This window comes from Pseudoalteromonas sp. T1lg88, assembly GCF_002964765.1.
In the GTDB taxonomy this organism is placed as follows: Bacteria; Pseudomonadota; Gammaproteobacteria; order Enterobacterales; family Alteromonadaceae; genus Pseudoalteromonas.
In genome coordinates, this window is the sequence record NZ_PQCF01000031.1 from 484,389 (window position 1) to 503,122 (window position 18,734).

Annotated in this window: 13 protein-coding genes and 1 pseudogene; 7 read left to right on the forward strand and 7 right to left on the reverse strand. The window is 50.3% G+C overall.

Going from position 1 to position 18,734, the window contains the following annotated elements:
- Positions 1-167 precede the first annotated feature (167 nt).
- Complete coding sequence (locus tag C2M34_RS11400; protein WP_105201617.1) at positions 168-719, reverse strand: flavodoxin family protein; 552 nt, start codon at positions 717-719, stop codon at positions 168-170.
- Positions 720-785: 66 nt separating this feature from the next.
- Between C2M34_RS11400 and soxR the strand changes: the two genes are divergently transcribed.
- From soxR to C2M34_RS11420, 4 genes are all read left to right on the forward strand, one after another.
- Entirely contained in the window at positions 786-1,250 is a 465-nt protein-coding gene (gene soxR, locus C2M34_RS11405) for a redox-sensitive transcriptional activator SoxR (RefSeq protein WP_105258821.1), read from the forward strand.
- A gap of 87 nt (positions 1,251-1,337) precedes the next feature.
- On the forward strand, positions 1,338-2,537 hold the full coding sequence (locus tag C2M34_RS11410; RefSeq protein ID WP_105258822.1) for an Nramp family divalent metal transporter: 1,200 nt from the start codon (positions 1,338-1,340) through the stop codon (positions 2,535-2,537).
- A gap of 137 nt (positions 2,538-2,674) precedes the next feature.
- Positions 2,675-3,190 (forward strand): hypothetical protein, encoded by a 516-nt coding sequence (locus C2M34_RS11415; protein WP_105258823.1) that lies wholly within the window; start codon positions 2,675-2,677, stop codon positions 3,188-3,190.
- Between the two features lie 299 nt (positions 3,191-3,489).
- A complete protein-coding gene (locus C2M34_RS11420; protein ID WP_105258824.1) occupies positions 3,490-3,966 on the forward strand; it encodes a hypothetical protein in 477 nt (158 codons plus the stop codon).
- On the opposite strand, the gene C2M34_RS11425 is transcribed toward C2M34_RS11420, so the two are convergent.
- Positions 3,963-5,165 carry an anhydro-N-acetylmuramic acid kinase gene (locus C2M34_RS11425; protein WP_105258825.1) on the reverse strand — a complete coding sequence of 401 codons (1,203 nt, stop codon included), beginning with the start codon at positions 5,163-5,165 and terminating at the stop codon, positions 3,963-3,965. The genes C2M34_RS11420 and C2M34_RS11425 overlap by 4 nt on opposite strands.
- Before the next feature lie 292 nt (positions 5,166-5,457).
- On the opposite strand from C2M34_RS11425, the gene glsB reads away from it, so the two are divergent.
- Complete coding sequence (gene glsB, locus C2M34_RS11430; RefSeq protein ID WP_105201623.1) at positions 5,458-6,378, forward strand: glutaminase B; 921 nt, start codon at positions 5,458-5,460, stop codon at positions 6,376-6,378.
- On the opposite strand, the pseudogene C2M34_RS11435 reads toward glsB, so the two are convergent.
- The 3 genes and pseudogenes from C2M34_RS11435 to C2M34_RS11445 all read right to left on the reverse strand — a co-directional run bounded on the left by C2M34_RS11435 (position 6,364) and on the right by C2M34_RS11445 (position 11,454).
- Positions 6,364-7,346 (reverse strand): annotated as a pseudogene (locus C2M34_RS11435) (ATP-grasp domain-containing protein). The gene glsB and the pseudogene C2M34_RS11435 sit on opposite strands and share 15 nt — an antisense overlap.
- A gap of 147 nt (positions 7,347-7,493) precedes the next feature.
- Entirely contained in the window at positions 7,494-9,662 is a 2,169-nt protein-coding gene (locus tag C2M34_RS11440; protein ID WP_105258826.1) for a bifunctional diguanylate cyclase/phosphodiesterase, read from the reverse strand.
- Between the two features lie 229 nt (positions 9,663-9,891).
- Positions 9,892-11,454: a sensor domain-containing diguanylate cyclase gene (locus tag C2M34_RS11445; protein ID WP_105258827.1), complete on the reverse strand. Its 1,563-nt coding sequence runs from the start codon at positions 11,452-11,454 to the stop codon at positions 9,892-9,894.
- Between the two features lie 246 nt (positions 11,455-11,700).
- On the opposite strand from C2M34_RS11445, the gene C2M34_RS11450 reads away from it, so the two are divergent.
- Positions 11,701-14,088: a nuclease-related domain-containing protein gene (locus C2M34_RS11450; protein WP_105258828.1), complete on the forward strand. Its 2,388-nt coding sequence runs from the start codon at positions 11,701-11,703 to the stop codon at positions 14,086-14,088.
- Between the two features lie 62 nt (positions 14,089-14,150).
- Here the strand turns inward: C2M34_RS11450 and C2M34_RS11455 are convergent, their stop codons facing one another.
- Positions 14,151-15,878 (reverse strand): class I SAM-dependent methyltransferase, encoded by a 1,728-nt coding sequence (locus tag C2M34_RS11455; RefSeq protein WP_105258829.1) that lies wholly within the window; start codon positions 15,876-15,878, stop codon positions 14,151-14,153.
- Positions 15,879-16,006: 128 nt separating this feature from the next.
- Entirely contained in the window at positions 16,007-16,504 is a 498-nt protein-coding gene (locus tag C2M34_RS11460; protein WP_105258830.1) for a hypothetical protein, read from the reverse strand.
- Positions 16,505-16,763: 259 nt separating this feature from the next.
- Between C2M34_RS11460 and C2M34_RS11465 the strand changes: the two genes are divergently transcribed.
- Entirely contained in the window at positions 16,764-18,719 is a 1,956-nt protein-coding gene (locus C2M34_RS11465; protein WP_105258831.1) for a GGDEF domain-containing protein, read from the forward strand.
- Positions 18,720-18,734 lie beyond the last annotated feature (15 nt).

Below are 18,734 nucleotides of genomic sequence, written 5' to 3' on the forward strand. Positions count from 1 at the left end.
ACACCCTTTAATTCATTTTTTCCCTTGACAAAAAAGAGTGGAAATGAAAATAGAAAACAGTTTGGTTTGAAAATAGCAACAACGTAAATTTAAATAAAGCAATTTAAATTCATATAGTTATAATTTATTTCCTTTGCTAAATGTCCTAACAAGGTTTTATTTGGCTACTACTTTTTTTCCATTACCCCAACGAATAAACGATGCCATAAGTTTGCTTTCAAAGGCTTTCCTTGTGAACAAATTGCTATTTCTTCAGGTGTGTTAGCAGCTGCATGGTAATGGGACATAAATCTCATCCCCAAATATTCAGCACTTAACTTAAATGGCGCGGCAAATGCGTCTAGGCCTAGTTCTACATTACTGGTAGACAGCAACGACATTTGCTTTTTACGCAATAGTCTCAATTGCGGACGCAACTCATGTTCAGTCATATATTCGGTGAGGCGATCAAAGAAGTTCTTTAGCTGAGGTGTGGTGTTATACCAGTACATTGGTGAGGCAAAAACCCAATGCTCAAACGTTAGTAATTTAGCCATTAGTGCTTGGAAATCATCCTCGCCATCATTGTTATACTTATTTATTTCATAGCAATAAGGTTTTATTCTAAAATCGTCTAAAAACAAGATGTAGGTATTTAATCGCCGCGCCAGCGTTTGTGCCGCTTTATAAGTGTTACCGTGGCGTCTGGCACTGCTGAAAATAATAATGTGTTGAGTCATAACTAATTGCCTTATTTGAAGTTTAGCAATAGGTTAAAAGCTCAACTTAAGTTTAGGTCAAGAAACATGACACTAGAAGCGAACTTGTCCGTGGGACTGGTGGCCAACCGCGCCGGCGTGAGCATTTCAGCATTACACTTTTACGAAAAAAAAGGGCTTATTCGCAGCTGGCGCAACCAGGGTAACCAGCGCCGCTATAAACGTGATGTGCTCAGGCGCATTGCGGTGATCAAAGCTGCGCAGAAAATGGGCATCACCCTTGAAGAAATAAAAGAAACACTCAGTACCCTACCGGACAAGCGCACCCCAACAAAAGCCGACTGGCAACAGTTGGCGCAGCATTGGCAGCGGCAATTGGATGAGAAAATTGCCTATATGCAAAGGCTTAGAGACAGGGTCGACGGCTGCATTGGGTGCGGCTGCCTGTCCATGGTAAATTGTCCCATTTACAATTCCGACGACTACCTGGGCGAGCAAGACAGTGGCGCCGTGTTACTCGAACATCCAGAACTAGAACGAAGTGGAGATTAGACCCGCTTTTCTATATCTTATTAACTGCGAAAAACAATAATAAATAGCGCCCAGCTAAATTGGCGCAAAAATGACAGGGTTAACAATATGAAGAAGTTCGGTCCCGGCCTGCTCGTTGCCGCCGCTTTTATCGGTCCAGGCACCATTACCACCGCATCGGTAGCCGGTGCCAATTTCGGATTTACCCTGCTATGGGCGCTGTTATTTTCGGTCGTTGCCACCATTTTATTGCAGACTATGGCCGCCCGCCTAGCCCTGGTAAGCGGGCAAGGTCTAGCACCGGCCCTGCGCGCCAATATTAATCAACCCTTATTAAAGTATCTGGCGATCTTTTTAGTGATCAGCGCCATAGGTATCGGCAGCGCCGCTTACGAGGCAGGTAACCTCAGCGGCGCCAGTCTCGGCTTACAAGGTCTGTTCGGCCAGCACACCGGAAGCATCTGGACACCCGTCATAGCCCTGGTCAGCGCCCTGCTTCTTTATAGCGGCAAATACAAGCTGATTGAGCGCACCTTGGTACTTCTGGTTGGTGTTATGAGTGTGGTGTTTGTCGCTACCATGGTGCTTGCCCAACCATCCCTTAGCGATCTCTTTGCCGGTTTTAAGCCCAGCCTGCCAACTGACTCATTAACCACAGTGCTGGCGCTGATAGGCACCACCATAGTGCCTTATAACTTGTTTTTACACTCGGGAGTCATTGCCAGGGAAGATACCCGGCAGCAGGAGGTAGACCAGGCCATTCGTGTTCATAATTGGGATACCGGACTGTCGGTTGGTCTTGGCGGCCTGATCACCCTGGCCATAGTCGCCACCGCCAGTGTTGCCTTCTTTGGCCAACAAACGGGTACTCTCAATGCCGCCACCATGGCTAAACAGCTTGAGCCCCTGCTCGGCACCTATGCTCAGTACTTCTTTGCCATCGGCTTGTTTGCCGCCGGCCTCACCAGTGCCATTACCGCTCCATTAGCCGGTGCCTATGCCGTTTGTGGCATGCTCGGCGGTAAAGACAAGGTAGAAGACACCCGCTTTAAACTGGTGGCCATTGCCATCTTGGTATTTGGCGCTGTGGTAGCGAGCCTCGGACTCGACCCCGTCGCCGTGATCATCTTTGCCCAGGCCAGCAATGCCTTGCTGCTGCCCATAGTTTGTATCTATTTATTGTGGCTTCTCAATAACAAAGCCGTTATGGGTCAGTATAAAAATGGCTGGCTCGTGAACCTCTTGAGCCTGCCTGTCATTATTACCGTGGTAGGCTTAAGTGCTTATAAGCTAGTTTCACTGCTCTAATGCCTGAAGCTCCTTTATTGTCCGCAAAGGGCCTAGGGTGTACATACTAATTTGCTGTATTCATTGCTTCTTTCTTGATCCATCAGCAAATTTCGCTCACTCTTAGTGCAACAAAACATTCACAATTAGAGATACCGATGAAATACCTGATCAGCACCCTCTTGCTCCTTTGTACCCATCTAGCAAATGCCAACGGCAAACTTGCCAGCGAGCTGCAAGTGTTTGAGCCCTACCTCGGCACCTGGGAGTCCACCTTCAGCATGGGCCCCGAGCAACCGAGTGTCACCGACGTTGGCAAGTGGGAACGAGCACTTAACGGCAAAGCTATACGCACTGTGCACAGTATTAATGACGGTGCCTATGGCGGCGAGTCCCTGATTTTTTGGGATAAAAGTAAAGAATCCCTAGTGTTCTACTACTTCACCACCGCCGACTTTTATACCCAGGGTACATTGGAAGTCACTAAGGATGGCTCCTTCGTTGCCTATGAAGATGTTACCGGCAGCAGCGAGGGGATCACCCAGGTGAAGTCCACCAGCTCTTATGTGGGCGGCCAGTTTGTGGTTACTACTCAATATCTAAAAAATGGTGAATGGACCCCAGAACAAAAGCGTCACTACAGCCGCTCACAAAAAGAAGTGGTGTTTAAATAGCCTGTAGGTCGGTGCTTCGCGCCGACAAAAAGAGAAAAGTATGCATCGTTGTCGGGGCTATCGGCAATTGCTCTTGCATTGTTGCCTACACGAGAATAGCTGCGATTATCCGTGGGCGAGGCTTTAGCTTGGCTAATGTGCTCTATTGTCGGGGTTTTCGACAATGTGCTCCTGCATTGTTCTACTACCGCCATCCATGGCGGTAAACTCCGACCTACAGTATAAATTTCAAACTAAGTCATAAAACCGTCATATTTATAGCGCATAATTGTCCACAAATCGGCAATAATAGACAGGATATGACCCAGTTTCGCTCCGCGTTGGCAGTATTTTCACTGCGTAACGACAATGCTTTAGCAGACTTTGATAGTTTAACGCAGCAGCCCGTGCTTTTAGGTGCGCCGGGGCAGCCGCCGCAACTGCTTTGCCGTCTGCCCAGCAACACCCAGCCTGGGGACTGCTTACATGCCAGCGTGAGTTTTGCCGAACAGCGCCATGCCTTGTTGCAGGCGCGCCATAGCGTCCATGAGCGCGATCTTCTAAGCACCATGGTGGTGCTGACCCTAAGCCCAGGCGCTGAGTCGATGCAACAGCAAGTTCAGGGACAAGGCCTGTTACAGCTGAGCCTTCACGGTCGCCACGAGATCATCAAAGAAAGCGCTCAGTTCAGCGTTCATTTGCACCCGCAAAGCCTGTACCAAAGCCTAAATCCAGATCTGCAAAGTCAATCAAAAGCCCGCCGTTTAGTTAACTACTGCCAACGTATTTGGGCTTAATCAGGAAAGCTGACTTTGCCCATGGTAACGCCCGGCATGCCCGGGTGACCAGCCTCACTGCTTGTGCTACCGGCCAAGGTGTCATTGGCCAGCAGGGCAAACAATACGGCTTCCTTAGCATCCGGATTGATGCCCAGTTGCTGCAATGAATGCAGCTCTATACCTGCACTGCAATGCGCCCTAATGCGAGCCATCAGCAAGGGGTTATGAATACCACCACCACTGGCATAAACCTTAATGTCACCGAGTTTTTCCGCCAAGCCATTCAGCTGTCTGGCAATTTCCAGCGCCGCAAACTCGCACAAGGTTGCCAGCACATCGTAATGGCCCAACTCCTGAGTTTGACTCTGCGTTTGGCATTGTGCCAAATAGGTGAGGTTAAACACTTCCGGTCCCGTGGTCTTGGGCATCGCCTTGGCAAGAAAGGGGTGGGCCGTGAGAGCTTGCAGCAATGCCGGTGCAACCTTGCCCTGCTTTGCCAAAGCACTCTCTTTATCATATTCAAGGGGAGCAAAGTAGCGCTGCACATAGGCATCTAGCATGGTATTGCCTGGGCCAATATCGGCGCATAAAGTCTGCTCTAACGGCGCATCTTTCGCCAGCACAGTCAGATTGGCAATACCGCCCATATTCAACAGCACCCTATGCTCATCACCGCTGGCGAAATACCAGTAATCACCATAGGCGGCCAAGGGCGCCCCTTCACCTCCTGCGGCTATGTGTTTTTGGCGAAAATCACTCAGGGTAATAATTCCAGTTTCTCGCGCCAGGTGACAGCCATCGCCAAGTTGCAAAGTGGCATTGCCATAATCGCTAAGCCCATGCTGACTTTGCGGGCAATGATAAACGGTTTGCCCATGACTGGCGATGATATCAACACTCTGTGGGTCTATATGCCAACTTGCCAGACACGCATTGACCAATTGCCCGTGCAACTGCCCTATCCAGGGATTGAGCAAGGTGAGGTGCTGCAGGTCTATATCGCGCCTGGCAAAAATCTGGCGCACCCGCTGCTGATAGCTTTCGGGGTAGGGGCAAGTGGTAAATTGCAGCACGTCCACCTGAGTATTCGAGCCGGCGCCGCGAATACGACACAGAGCCACATCAAGGCCATCCATGGACGTGCCACTCATTAATCCGATAATAAGTCGCTCCGACTTGGCGGCGATATCATAAAGGCGTTCAATATGAGCATGCATAGGGGGGAACCTAAAATTTAATTACCGCCAATCTAAGCGAATGACCGGCAGAACTCAAATCCCGTCCGCATCTTATTCTCGTAGAGATGGAGATTTGTGCGCATTTTTGCCCTATTCAATACGCAACAACGCCTTAAGGCAAAAATTCTAGATCATGTTTTTGCAACTTGGCCATTATATATGCTGCGCCATCTCCCTGTTATCAGGAGGCGGGTAAATTTCTGCGCGCCTCTTTTTAGCGCCCACGGTATTGCGTATTATTGCGTTTTCGCCAGGTAGTAAATGGGGTGCTATGAATATCCAACAGGTAATTGACGACATTAGCGCGGACGTTCGGGCCCGTTTGCCTGAGATGGCAGGCGAGGTAGCCAGTTATATTCCGGCGCTCGCCGAGGTAAAAGGTGAGCAGTTTGCCATGGCGGTGCATACAGTTGATGGACAGAGCTATTTCAGCGGCGACAGCGAACAGTGCTTTAGCATTCAGTCAGTTTCCAAGGTTTTGACCCTCACCCTGGCGCTGCAGCGCTATGGCGATACCCTGTGGCAACGGGTAGGCAAGGAGCCCTCGGGCACGGCCTTTAACTCCCTGACCCAGCTCGAATTTGAGCAGGGTATTCCCCGCAATCCCTTTATCAACGCCGGCGCTATAGTCACCTGCGATGCGCTTTATTCGCGTCTCAGTGCGCCCACCCATCATATGCTGGCAACCGTGCGTCAGCTCAGCGGCAACCCGCGTATCAATATCAATCAGCGGGTATCGCGATCCGAGTATCAGCACCGTCACCGCAACGCGGCCATGGCCTATTTAATGGCGTCCTTTAATAACTTTGAAAACGAAGTGGAAGAAGTGTTGAAGGTGTATTTCGGCTTTTGTGCCATCGAGATGAATTGTGCCGAATTGGCGCGCACCTTTTCCTATCTGGCAAACAGGGGGGTTGATGTAGCCTCAAAGCGGCGCATTCTTGCCGCCAAGCAAAACTCCCAGCTCAATTCCCTGCTCTTTACCAGTGGTTTGTATGATGCTGCAGGGGATTTTGCCTACCGGGTCGGTATGCCGGGTAAATCCGGGGTGGGCGGCGCCATTATTGCCGTGGTGCCGGGGAAGTTTACGGTCGCGGTCTGGTCGCCTAAGCTCAATGAATACGGCAACTCCAGCGCCGGTATTTATGCGCTGGAGCAGTTTGCCGACAGGCTTAAACTACAGCTCTTCTAGCGCTTCCTGAGCGGCTTGTGCGGTCGCTTTTTTCGACTCTGCTTTTGACGCCGACTGCGGCTTATCAAAAATACCCAGACGAATGCGAATAAAGTGGAAGATCTCTCGCGCCACATCTATGGCAGTGGCCTGCTCCAGGCCTTCAAAACCCGGGCTGGAGTTGGCTTCACAAATTTTAAAGTGCTGCTCATCGAACAGCAAATCGATACCAGCCACATCCAAGTCCAGAGCATTGGCGGTTTGCGTTGCCAACCATTCGATTTCCGGGGTAATGGCATACAAGGAACCTGTGCCGCCGGCGCTGACATTGGCCTTAAAGTTATCGCCACCACTGTTGCGCTCCATGCAGGCAACCGCTCTGCCACCTATGGTCAAAACCCTTAAATCACGACCATGACTGCTTTTAACAAACTGCTGCAAAATAATATTGGCCTGAGGGCTGGTCGCCTCAATAAGCTGCATCAAATCGTCAAATTCATTGCGGGTTTTGCTCAGGAACACGCCGCTGCCCTGCGAGCCGGAAAGGGTTTTCACCACCACGGGAAAACCAATTTGCTGTTCAACCAGGGCGATATTTACCGGGAACTTAACCAACATGGTGGTCGGTGTCGGCAGATTTGCTTGGCTAAGATTTGCTGGGCATAAAGCTTATCTTTGACCGTTTCAATGGCGTGGGCACCATTAACGCAGTACACCCCAAGGCGCTCCAAATGGCGGATAATGGCAAGGGCAAAATAGGTGGTTCCGGCACCCATGCGCGGCATAACAAAGTCCGGTAAGGGCACGGGCTTGCCGTCGATCAGGATACTTTTTTCGTCTTCACGGGTCACCAGCAGATCGAATTGATCCGGGGCATAGACCTCCAGTTCGATATTTTCTTCTTTGGCAACGGCCACTAACCGTTCAATTTCATACCGCTCTGGTTTTAATAGATTGGCGCCATCAGTGTAGATAATCCAGCCGCGCATAGTGCCCTCTCGACAAGCAAAAGGCGGCATTATGCGTTGAGCGTCAACATGGGTAAAACAAGAATATTTTATCGTGGCGATAAAATATCACACTGAAAACTTACTATTTCCCCATATTAATTTGCATCCCTGGTGGCAAATTCCGACCTACAAGGTGTCGACAAAAGAGTCGGCTTGCTCTAGCAAGGCCAGTGCCTGGGGTAGGCTGACCGGCTTGGAATAATAATAGCCCTGGCTGAAATGGCAGCCATAATCATGCAGCTGTTGGTGCTGATCAGCGCAGTCGACGCCCTCCGCGATCACTTCCATATCCAGCTCTGAGGCTATGTTGATCAGGCTGGCGATCACCACCTGATGCTTATGTTCACTCAGCAGTTTATGAGTAAAAGATTTATCAATTTTCAGGTAATCAGCACGTAAATCAATAAGATGACTAAGTGAAGAATAGCCGGTACAGAAATCGTCCAGGGCTACCTTAACGCCCTGCTCGCGCAAAATATTGAGTTGATCCTGCACCTGTTGCACGCCTATGGCCACAGACTCGGTCACCTCTATGGTGAGCTGATGGGTGGCGATCTGATGTTCGTGCAGCGCCGCTAAAATGGCTTCGACCGGCTGCAATAACTGATTGAATTCTGATACCGAACGATTGACCGACAGACAGATATGAGGATAACCCCGTTTGTGCAGGGTGGATAAGTCTGCCAAGGCCCGCTGCAGCACAAATTGCCCGAGCTGGGAAATCAGCCCAAACTCCTCAGCAATGACAATAAATTCTTCGGGATCGATGGTGCCAAGCTCGGCATCATGCCAACGGGCCAGGGCCTCAAACTTGATGATTTTACCACTGCGAAAATTGACAATGGGCTGATAGGCGACGGTCAACTCATTGGCTTTGAGGGCCTTAGCGAGTTTATCGCGCAATTGAATTTTACGTAGGTACTGACCTTCAATTTCGTCGCTGTAGATGGCAATGCTCTGCGACTGAGTTCGTTTAGCGCTGAGCATGGCATGATTGGCATTGCGTACAAACACAGTGGCGCTATCTATCTGCTCGTCGATATGGGCGATACCCAGGCTACAGCTGAGCTCGATATTCAGCTCGCCCAGGCGAACGGGCTGACAGACATGGGTTAAAATACGCTGCGCACAGGCATAGGCCTGCTGCTTTGTGCTGTTGGCCAGCAGCAGGGTAAACTCATCGCCACCATAACGGCTAAGCACATCCGAGCTGACAACGCAGTGCTGCAGTCGTAAGGCCACCGCCACCAACACTTTATCTCCAACCTCTGGGCCATAGAGGTCGTTAATATCTTTAAAACGGTCGAGATTTAAAAACAACAAAGAGCTGGGGGTGTTTTGATCATGATGCAGGCTAATATGCTGCTCGACCCGCTCTAAAAAGCTGCGCCTGTTGTGTAACCCGGTGAGCGGCTCCTGAGAGGCATAAAAGCGCAGTTGTCGCTCGCTTTCTTTCCAATCGCTGATATCGCGAAACAGACCGATATAATGAGAGATCTCGCCCTGTTCATCGCGGTTGACGGTGATCGATAATTCCTCCGGATACACCTCACCGGTTTTGCGGCGATTATAAACCTCACCACGCCAGTGCCCATGGGTGTGCAACTGCTGCCACATATTAGCGTAAAACTGCTGATCATGACGACCTGAGGCCAAGAGCCCGGGAGAGCGCCCTAACAATTCGCTTTCATGATAACCCGTGTAGAATTCAAAGGCCGGATTCACGCGCAGGATTTTATTCTCAGCGTCGGTGATCATAATGGCTTCTTTGCTTTGCTCAAATACTATATTTCGCAGCGACAGCTCCGCCAGCATGGCATTTTTTCTTTCTATGTCTATCTCGTGGCGGGCTTGCGCGGCTACAATAAAGGCCAGGTCTTGAAACCACTGCAGGCTTTGCGCGCTGAAGTTTTGCGGTTGCTCAAACATGGCCACCAGAATACCTATGGGCCGACGGGACACATCGCGCATTGTCATGCCTAAGTAGGCCTTAATACCCAGCTCATTGAGCATGGCATCGTGAGGAAATAAGGCCGCGACTTGATCCTGATAAATACAGACATCGACGCTGCAGATAGCATCGGCACAGGGAGTCGATTCAAGCTCATATTCTATGTTGTCCAGCACCTGACCTTGAGAGTGAAAGGCCAAGGTGCGCACCTGTAAGCCATCGTCACTTAGGCGACCAACAAAACAGTATTTAGCGGCAAACACTTGGTCAATCATTGACAAGGCCAGCTCATAAGCTTGCTCACTGCTGCTTGTTTGGTACAGTGCGTTGAAGGACTGGGTCATGAAATAGTGTTAATCTTTTTGTATTATTTTCTTGTAGCTTAGCACAATATCGCCGCTGAACCTGAGTGTATTGCGATATATGAAAGCGATATAAAACAATGACTTCAAGATGACAGCTTTATCACTGTGACAAAAAGTCAGCCTTTCCAGTTGTACCACTTATACATACAAAGAGCAATCATACCAAATTCTGTTAATTAGGTGATCAGAGATAACGCAGGAGCTTGTCCTAAAGCTCTGCAACTTCGGTGCGATTACGGCCATTGTTTTTTGCCTTGTACAGCGCATTGTCAGCGGCTTTTAATGCCGCCTTTAGTTCTACACCGCCCTGCCACAGACTCACACCCACAGACACTGTAACCTGCGTCACTGGCTTAAAACTATGCTCGGCAACTTGCTGGCGCAAGCGATCGGCCAGTTCTTGTGCCCTGTCGATATCAAGCCCAGGCAACAACAGCATAAACTCCTCACCACCACTGCGACACACATAGTCATACTCGCGACATCCCAGCTTAAGCAATCGGGCCAGGGTTTTGATCACCTGATCACCAACATCATGACCAAAGCGATCATTGATACACTTAAAATGGTCGATATCCAGGGCCAGTACGGCAAACGTTTGTCCCTGCTCTCGCATCGAGTCCAGACAGGTTTGCAGGTAGCGACGATTGCCTATGCCGGTCAGGGGATCGGTATTACTCGCCAGATTAAGCGCACTGATACGTTGCAACTGTTCATGGCTATAGGCTGCAATGGCCCGCTTCAGGGTTTTCGCCTCGGCATACCAGGCGGGAATATCGTTAAAGGTTTTGTCGTTATCGCGCACCCGTTGGGCCAGGATTTGCAATGGCGCACTGATGGTGCCGGCAAGCAACCAAATGGCCAAAAGCGTGATTAAGGTCACCGGTGCACCTTTTTCCATCAGGTTGCCTATGGTATTGCCGACACTGTTGACCACATGCTGCTGTGCACTCGAAACCAACACCACCCAGCGCATGTCCTTAACCGGTGCATAGCCTATTAACTGGGCGCTGCCCTGCGTGCTGACCATGGCACCGCTTTGCCCGGCTTGCGCTTGCATAAACGCGTCCCACAACGGGTGCATTTCACCCACTGTCATACCAATCTGCCGGCTCTGACTGTCGTAAACCACGGCGCCATTCTCACTGAGCACCATAATACGCGCTTCCGCACCATGAAAATGGGTGCCCAGCAGGCGCGACAAGATATTATTGCCATGCAAATAAATATTGCCGGAAATATAGCCCAGATAACGCTGGGGCTCTGTGTCTGACATGATCGGATGCGAGGGGCTGACCACCAGGTTACCCAAGGGCGATACATAGGGCTGCGGCATCATGGCTTGCGGCACCATTAATGACTGCTTGGTGGCAGAGGCGTGCAAAATAATACCTACGGCACCCAATTGCTCAGGTGCGGCACTGATCACCTCGCCTCGGCGGTCGACAATCACCACCGAATTAAAAGACTGGGTTTGTGATAGTAAACGCTGTACTTCTTGCTCACGGCGGGCGGCGTTATCCAGATCACCGCTCAGCGACTTAGCGCTATAAGACAGTTGCATTTGCAATGATTGAATAAACTGGCTGGTAATATCGGCCAGTTTACCGGCATAGGCACGGTTTGCCTCAAGGCTTTGCGTCATGGCCTGTTGGGTATAAACCCGGTCGCTAATCACAAACTGGTTAGCCAGGGTAATAAGCACCAAGAGCAGAGTAAAACCTAAAATTACTTGGCGCAGATCGAGTATAAACAATCGCGGAAGACGCATTAACCATTCACCACTAATACTTATTCATTAAGCGAGAGTAACAAAAAGTCATGCTAATAATTTGTTATTAGTCAATGTAATCGCACAAAATAAGCACCATTACCTTACTCTCTAAAGCACTAATATCTCACAGAACAGGCAATTAACCTATTGAATTTTAAAATGACTCTATAAGGGTATGGCATAATTTATGGATTAGCTGTTAGACTAGGGATAGATAACAGAAATTTTACTTATGTTTCGGAAATGAGATTAGCTTTTCTACTACTTTTCACCCTAGCCCTGTTGCAAGCTAGCGAGACCGAGGCGCGAGAATATAACCGCGCTATGTGTATTCTATTAAAACAGCAAATGGCGCAGTTCGATCATGCGCGTACGCACCCCAGTTACCGTAAGGCGCGACGGGATTACGACAGCAACAACTGCCAGCAAATTGATAAGGCACAAGCACAGCAACAGACAAGAACTCAGGTTACCTCAACCGCGCCCGAGCGCACGGCCTTGGTAAAACCAGAGCCTTTTACAGAGCAGGTTAAAAGCACCAGCGGTGCCGACCTAGCGCTGGCCTCGGCACAGGTGCAAAGCGAGCTGAGCGAAGGTATCGCTAGCGAAAACACCAAGCTCGAAACCAGCGATCCCCTGACTGAGCCACAACAAGCCACTGGCGACCTAGTAACCGAAACCAAAAGCGCTGTTGCGGCGCAGGCCAGTGAGTTAACCACGCCAGCAGATAACACGCCGCTCGAAACTAAGCTGGCAGCTAAGGGCACTCCAACTGAAACCGCCAAAACTCAGCTTGCAGCGGCCAAGGTAAGCCCGAAACCACAGCCAGTTGCACAAACCGAAACATCCGGCCTGATGGACATGATGCTCCCAGCGCTAATTGGTTTACTCGTGCTCATAGTCGGCATTGCCGCACTCATCATGGTGCGTAAAAAACGCCAGAGCTCAATTAAAGTCGCCAAACCGAAACTCTCTTCCGAAGGCAAACCGCAAGTCATGAGTAAGCCTTCAGAATTTAAAAAGGCGCTGAAGAAGTTGCTTGGCAATCAAAAAGCCACCCTGGATCCGCAGCTCTACAGCAAGTTTACCAATGTGCCCATCGCCACGGGTGAGGAAGGAAAAAGCACTAACATAGAGCATCTTTTGCTAAGCCCCTTTGGTGTCTTTATGGTCGCCCATATCGATGCAGTCGGTGATATTTATGGCGGCGAAAAGGCCCAGGACTGGACCAACCGCCACCATGGCGAAGACGAAAAGTTTGCTAACCCTCTTACCGCATTGCGTGAACAAGCGCAGCCCTTGGCTGAGCTACTGGCTCTACCAATGGAAGAGATCCACTGTCTTATCGTGTTTAACAACGAGGCGGTATTTAAGTCTCCAATGCCGAGTTTCGTGCTTCACCAAAAAGAGTTTGTTGACCATGTGTTGAGCATTAGCACATCTGACTATGGCGAAAAGCAAAGCTCCATCCATAAAGACATGATTAAACATCTGCAGACCTATGGTGCCCACGCAGCGCTCAGCCCCGAACTGACCAGAACACTGTTGAACGAAAAAGCGGATGCCCTGTTGGGAACACCGTCAGCTGAAGCTTCAGCCGAGTCCTCGACCGAGTCCCCAACCGAGCAAGCACCGCAAGTCGATGGCAACGACGAGCCACAGCCGCAGAATGTTGCGCCGCTGCGCCGTACTGCGGCTACCAGCAAAGCCGCTAGCCATAGCGAGCCACAGCATTGCGCCGAAATCCACCCCTTTGTGCGTAAAAAAGCGCAAGCCAATGCTGAGCAGCCGAGCCCGACACCTGCAACCGAGCCCACGGCTACCCCAGAGGCCGAGACAAACGCACAGCCGCAAGAAGATACGCGTGCAGCCACATCGCAACCGACCAGTAAAGATTGGTCGAGCATGTCAGATGAAGAATTTCAGGCCTATTTAAACCAGGCAAGCGGCTCAAACACCACGCAAACGACTGACAGCACGCCAGCTGAGCAAGAGCCCCAAAGTCACCAAGGTGAACCAAACAGCGAAGAGTCACAGCTTCCTGCTGAGGACGAGCCCAGCATGGAAAATCCAACTCACGCTGAGGAGATCGAGCAAACGCCCGAATCACAGCAAGATCTCGAAGAAGCCGTTAATGAGCAGGTTCTAGAGCAACCGAATGCGGCCCAACCTATTGAGGCCCAACCGAATGCGGTCCAACCGAATGCGGTCCAACCGAATGCGGCCCAACCTACTGAAACTCAGACTGAGATAGTTGAGCCTCTCGCCACGCCAATGCTTGAAGACGAGCAAAGCGAAGTAGAGCAAGCCGAAGCGCAACCTCTCAACACCCAAGCCATTACTGACGAGCCGAGCGAAATCGAGCCTGAGCCAGAGCTCAATCTGGAACTCAACGAGCCCGAAACACAATCACTGGACGACGCCCTAATGGAATTGGAGTCGGCCCTGGCACAACAAACGCCTGTTCAAGAGCAAGAACTGACTCCAGAAACCGAGGTTGAAGAAGACAAAGAGCAGAACAAAAAAGCCAAGGCCAACCCCTTCGCCAACCTGTCGCTCGATCCCGACTTCACTCCTCAGGAAGAAAAGATAGATATAGGCGCCGGCCCGCTGGAAAGCGAAAAGTCCTAATGAGAAATGGCGCCCAATGGGCGCCATTTTATTGTGTGAAAAAGTGCAATAGAGCCGATAAGTTACCACTCCTGCAATTGCTGCAATTCACGTAAACGCCCGCGCTGCAATACCAAAGCGGCAAACAAGTCGTCTATCGAACGATTGCCCACTCCTAAGCCAGGTAGCGCCAGATTGGCCTCGGCGAAAAAGCGCTGCGAAAGCATGCTTTCTTTTTCCGTTTCCCAGGCTTGTTGCCACCAGTGGCGTATATGTTCCCCTGCATGAAGCAAACGGGTATTGCTAGGCAATCGGTCGCGCTTTTCATTATTGGCTTTGGGTGTACTCGGTAATAAATTCCATAAATCGTTATTTGGCCAGCGTGAAAAAGGCATGCAATGATCAACATCAAAACCTTGCTGCAGCGAACGTTGCGTCCAGACACAATGAATCGCATCACCCTCTTCAGCCATATCGGTCACTCGCTGGCGCACTTCTGTGGTCGTGCGCTTAGGGTCAAGCCAGTTTAATGCCTGAGAAAAGATATATGGCTGCTGGTTTAAGTGAATCGCATTACCGCGATAACTTGCCATGGTTTTTGCCCATTCGCTGACTAAAACGGGTTCAATCCAACAGGCATAACGATTCAGAGCTGTCCAAACATGCTCGGGCAGGGAAAATTCGCCCCATTGGCACAGACCCTCAAAATCTAAAAACAGGGTGTCCTTGGCACGAACGACTTGGCTCGCAAGCTCGAATACACAACGTTCGGTGTTGGGAAAGGTAATGTATTTGCAGGGCATATTGCGGATATTCTGCACTGCGTGGGAGAGAGTTCGATGCAAGGCTCGCGCATCCTCACCCACAAATTGGTTGCCGACGCGAAAATCTGTTGAGTTCAGGTGCCTTAATTTATGCCAGCCATCGTCTTTCATAAACCCCATGTTTGGACTGGCGTTGGGCGTTTGATACAGATCGTAGTGATCGATCAAATCCTTATACTGATGACACCAATACAAGGCGACCAAACCCGCGGGCAAAATGACGCGATTGTCCTCCCTGCGTATCACGGCTCCTGGGTGACCATCGGCAATGCGCAACAGCACCCGCATCAGTGCCAATTTATGAGTCGCAGATTTACCATCATTGAGGGCTACATGACGAATTAAACTAAAAGAGCCACTCCCATCATCAGGCAAGCGCAGTACCACTGTTTGCCAATGTACATCTGCACGATTGAGCTCGTCAGTTTGGAGCTCGGTACACAAAATACACTGCAAGCCAACTTGCGTTGCTAATTGCTTTAACGTATCGGCGCATACCTGATACATACCACGCTCTTTGCGTTCCACCTCTCCTTGCCCATGGCGCAGGGAGATAACCAGTTGGCCGCCAGGTTTCAGTAAGTTTGCCAGCTTGCGGATCGCTCGCGGACGTTGCCCTTCGGGAATATGCATCCAAACGGCACTGAGCAAAATAAGGTCAAAACTGATTTCTTTGCTGGTAACACTTTCTAATTCCGGCAAGGAATCTTCCAGCCAATGAACCGCATAGTCTTTGGTATGTCTGGCGCCTAGCTCGGCAAGCATTTGCGCCGGCTCAACCGCATATACCTCAACATCTTGTCCGTGCTGAGCCAGATATAAGGCATCCCGACCGGCTCCCGCACCAATATCCAGCATACGACATTGTGGCTTTTGCAGTAACGGCTGAAGCAGGTGCAACCAAGCCGCATGTACCTTTTCAAAATCGGTGCTTAAGTATTGCTCGGCCAATTGCGAAGCATGCTGGTTATAAAACTGAGCGCTCAAGAAGAATCCTTTCTACTACTTATAGTTATGAAGGAAAAGTAACACACCAAATAGCAATAACAAAGGCCGGTAAACTTTTCTTGGCACAAAAAAACGCCCCTTTCGGGGCGTTCCAGTGCGTATATGAATTAATGGCGACGGCTTAGGATTTCTACAATCTCCAGGCTGTTTTCCAGTACCCGGAAAATGTCGCCGTGCATATCAACAATCACGTGGCCGTGGCGGTCGCGGCGCAGTATTCTGCCGTGACGGTATAGGTCGTAATCAATATGATGACCTACACGCCAGTAGCGGTCATGGCGGCGATGGCTGTAATGGTCGCAGTAGTAGTGACGATTACGTTTATGCTTTTTATGATAGCCATAGTAGCGGCGATCATGGTGACCGTCATAGTGGCGGTCCCTTTTATGCTTACTATGATGTTTATCATGGCGTTTTCTGTCCCGCTCGTGGCGGTCATACCGCTTTCTGTCACCTTCATGGCGATATTTGTGATCACGATCGTCGTGATTCACCAGTTTTTTCTCTTGGCCCGGCGGTACGAAGTGTTCGGGTTTCGCCAGAGCTGCATCCAGGGGTGCCAAACAAAATAGTGCCGCACCGATAACAAATGTAGTGAGTCGCATAAGGACCTCCTTTTTCGGTCTGTTGACCTCTTTGTAATATCTTTACTCTAGTGGCAATTCCATGAACCCCAGATAAACCAACGTGTCCTTTACATTTATTTACACACGCCAAAAATTCCTTAATGAAAACTGAACAAAGTTACGCAGATATCAATCCCTACACTATACTTTTTTCTTACTACCGCGAGCTCTACTACCAACAACTAACACTAAAGAATCCGGCTCGATAACTCTTAGCTAAACAGTTGTAGGAACCAATTTGAGCAACAATGAAAATACCATCATCTTGCTTTTCGATTGTGGCGGGCTTTGCAATGCTGTCTTCCCTCGTCATTTGCAGCGCTACCTGGGCCTGCATATAGACGAGTTTGCGTTTCGTACCAGTGTCGAAACTCTGAACTTTAGCGCCCTGCTTTTAGATGAGCATTATTGGGTGAAGACCGAATGCGAGAACGGTGAGTATCAAGGTGACTTGCATGTGTGCAGCGGTGAGCAGGCGTATATTATGGTTTCCCTGCAAAGACGCCTGTCCGGCTACCACCAACTGAGTAATGCCGAACGTCTGCAAAACATTATCAACAGCACCCGAGCCGGGACCTGGGAGTGGAACTATCAAACCGGGGAAGTGATCTTAAACGAGCGCTGGGCGCAAATTCTCGGCTATACCCTGGAAGAACTCTCCCCCATCTCCATAGATACTTGGCTGGAATTTGCCCACCCAGATGATATTAAGCGTTCCAACAGTGCCCTGGAGCGCCACTTTTGCGGTGACGACGAGGTTTACCTGTGCGAGGTGCGCTTAAAACACAAGGATGGCCACTGGGTTTGGGTTCGGGATTGCGGCCGGGTAGCCACCCGTACAGCCAATAATCAGCCGGAGTGGATCACCGGCACCCATATAGATATCAGCAACCGCATCAACACCATTAACGAGCTGCAGCAGGTACGTAACGAGCTTAACTCCATTATCGACAGCCTGCCCGCAGCGGTGTTTAAAAGCCCGCTCAATCGACTTGGCTACTTTACCTATATGTCGGTCGAAGTAGAGCGCATCACCGGCTATAAGGTCGCCGACATACAGCGCAACAGTCATTGGTGGCTGGCGCAAATACATCCGGAAGACAGAGAAGCGCTGCAGGCGGAGTATAATCACTGGCTTGCCCAGGGAGCGCAAGGCGTGTGTAAATGCGATTACCGCTTTCGCCATAGTCAGGGCCATTATGTGTGGCTGTGCGAACATAGCCAACGCATTAAAGCGCCAAAAGGCAATAATGGCGCTGAGGATGCCCTAGTTGGCTCACTGTTCGATAAAACCGAGAACATGAGCCTGCATACGCGCATGGATGCCTTGGCACAGATCATCCCGGGTATGATCTATCAATTTGTGCTGACGGCCTCGCGCTCCTGGCACTTTCTTTATGCCAGTGAGGGCGTAAAACGTATTTTCGAGGTGACACCCGAGCAGGCGCTGCAAAACCCGGCACGCATGTTGAGCAAGGTGGCCCACAGCGACAGAGAGAATATGCTTGAGGAAATCGTCCACTCGGCGGCCAAGCTGGAAGACTTCGAATGTGAATTTAAAGTCACCCTGAGCGTTGGCTACAAGTGGCTGTTTGCCCACGCTATTCCGCAGCGCCAAAGCGACGGCGGCATTATGTGGACCGGCATGGTGATAGATATAACCGAGCGCAAGCTGCTGGAACTGAGGTTGCGTAAAGAGTCGACCACAGATCCCCTAACCGGGCTTTATAATCGCCGCTTTTTCTTCGCGCAATTGCAACTGCGCCTCGACCAGGCGGTGCGAGAAGAGCAGCCATTGGCGTTGATCATCCTCGATCTTGACCTGTTTAAACAAATTAACGACAACTTCGGTCATCATGGCGGCGATTTGGTGCTGCAAACCGTGGCCCAGCTGCTCAATACGGTGATCCGTAAATACGATATCGTGGCCCGCATTGGCGGCGAAGAGTTTGCCATTATTCTGCCCAATACCACACAGGAGCAAGGGGTGAGTGTGGCGGAAAAAATCCGCGAGAAAATTGCTCAGGCCAGCATTTGCATTAATCAGGAGATGGTCGAGATCACCGCCACCTTAGGGGTAGCCAGCACCGAGTATACCAAGTCTCAGGTTAATGCCTTGTTTAAACAGGCGGACTTGTGTTTGTATCAGGGCAAACGCTTGCGGCGCAACTGCGTCATTAGTAGTTCGCTGTAACGCCGCCGCTCCCTA

What these genes read in the sequence shown, in the direction of transcription:
- C2M34_RS11400 (WP_105201617.1), bottom strand. Translation starts at nt 719, where the DNA reads ATGACTCAACACATTATTATTTTCAGCAGTGCCAGACGCCACGGTAAC.
- soxR (WP_105258821.1), top strand. Translation starts at nt 786, where the DNA reads ATGACACTAGAAGCGAACTTGTCCGTGGGACTGGTGGCCAACCGCGCC.
- C2M34_RS11410 (WP_105258822.1), top strand. Translation starts at nt 1,338, where the DNA reads ATGAAGAAGTTCGGTCCCGGCCTGCTCGTTGCCGCCGCTTTTATCGGT.
- C2M34_RS11415 (WP_105258823.1), top strand. Translation starts at nt 2,675, where the DNA reads ATGAAATACCTGATCAGCACCCTCTTGCTCCTTTGTACCCATCTAGCA.
- C2M34_RS11420 (WP_105258824.1), top strand. Translation starts at nt 3,490, where the DNA reads ATGACCCAGTTTCGCTCCGCGTTGGCAGTATTTTCACTGCGTAACGAC.
- C2M34_RS11425 (WP_105258825.1), bottom strand. Translation starts at nt 5,165, where the DNA reads ATGCATGCTCATATTGAACGCCTTTATGATATCGCCGCCAAGTCGGAG.
- glsB (WP_105201623.1), top strand. Translation starts at nt 5,458, where the DNA reads ATGAATATCCAACAGGTAATTGACGACATTAGCGCGGACGTTCGGGCC.
- C2M34_RS11440 (WP_105258826.1), bottom strand. Translation starts at nt 9,662, where the DNA reads ATGACCCAGTCCTTCAACGCACTGTACCAAACAAGCAGCAGTGAGCAA.
- C2M34_RS11445 (WP_105258827.1), bottom strand. Translation starts at nt 11,454, where the DNA reads ATGCGTCTTCCGCGATTGTTTATACTCGATCTGCGCCAAGTAATTTTA.
- C2M34_RS11450 (WP_105258828.1), top strand. Translation starts at nt 11,701, where the DNA reads ATGAGATTAGCTTTTCTACTACTTTTCACCCTAGCCCTGTTGCAAGCT.
- C2M34_RS11460 (WP_105258830.1), bottom strand. Translation starts at nt 16,504, where the DNA reads ATGCGACTCACTACATTTGTTATCGGTGCGGCACTATTTTGTTTGGCA.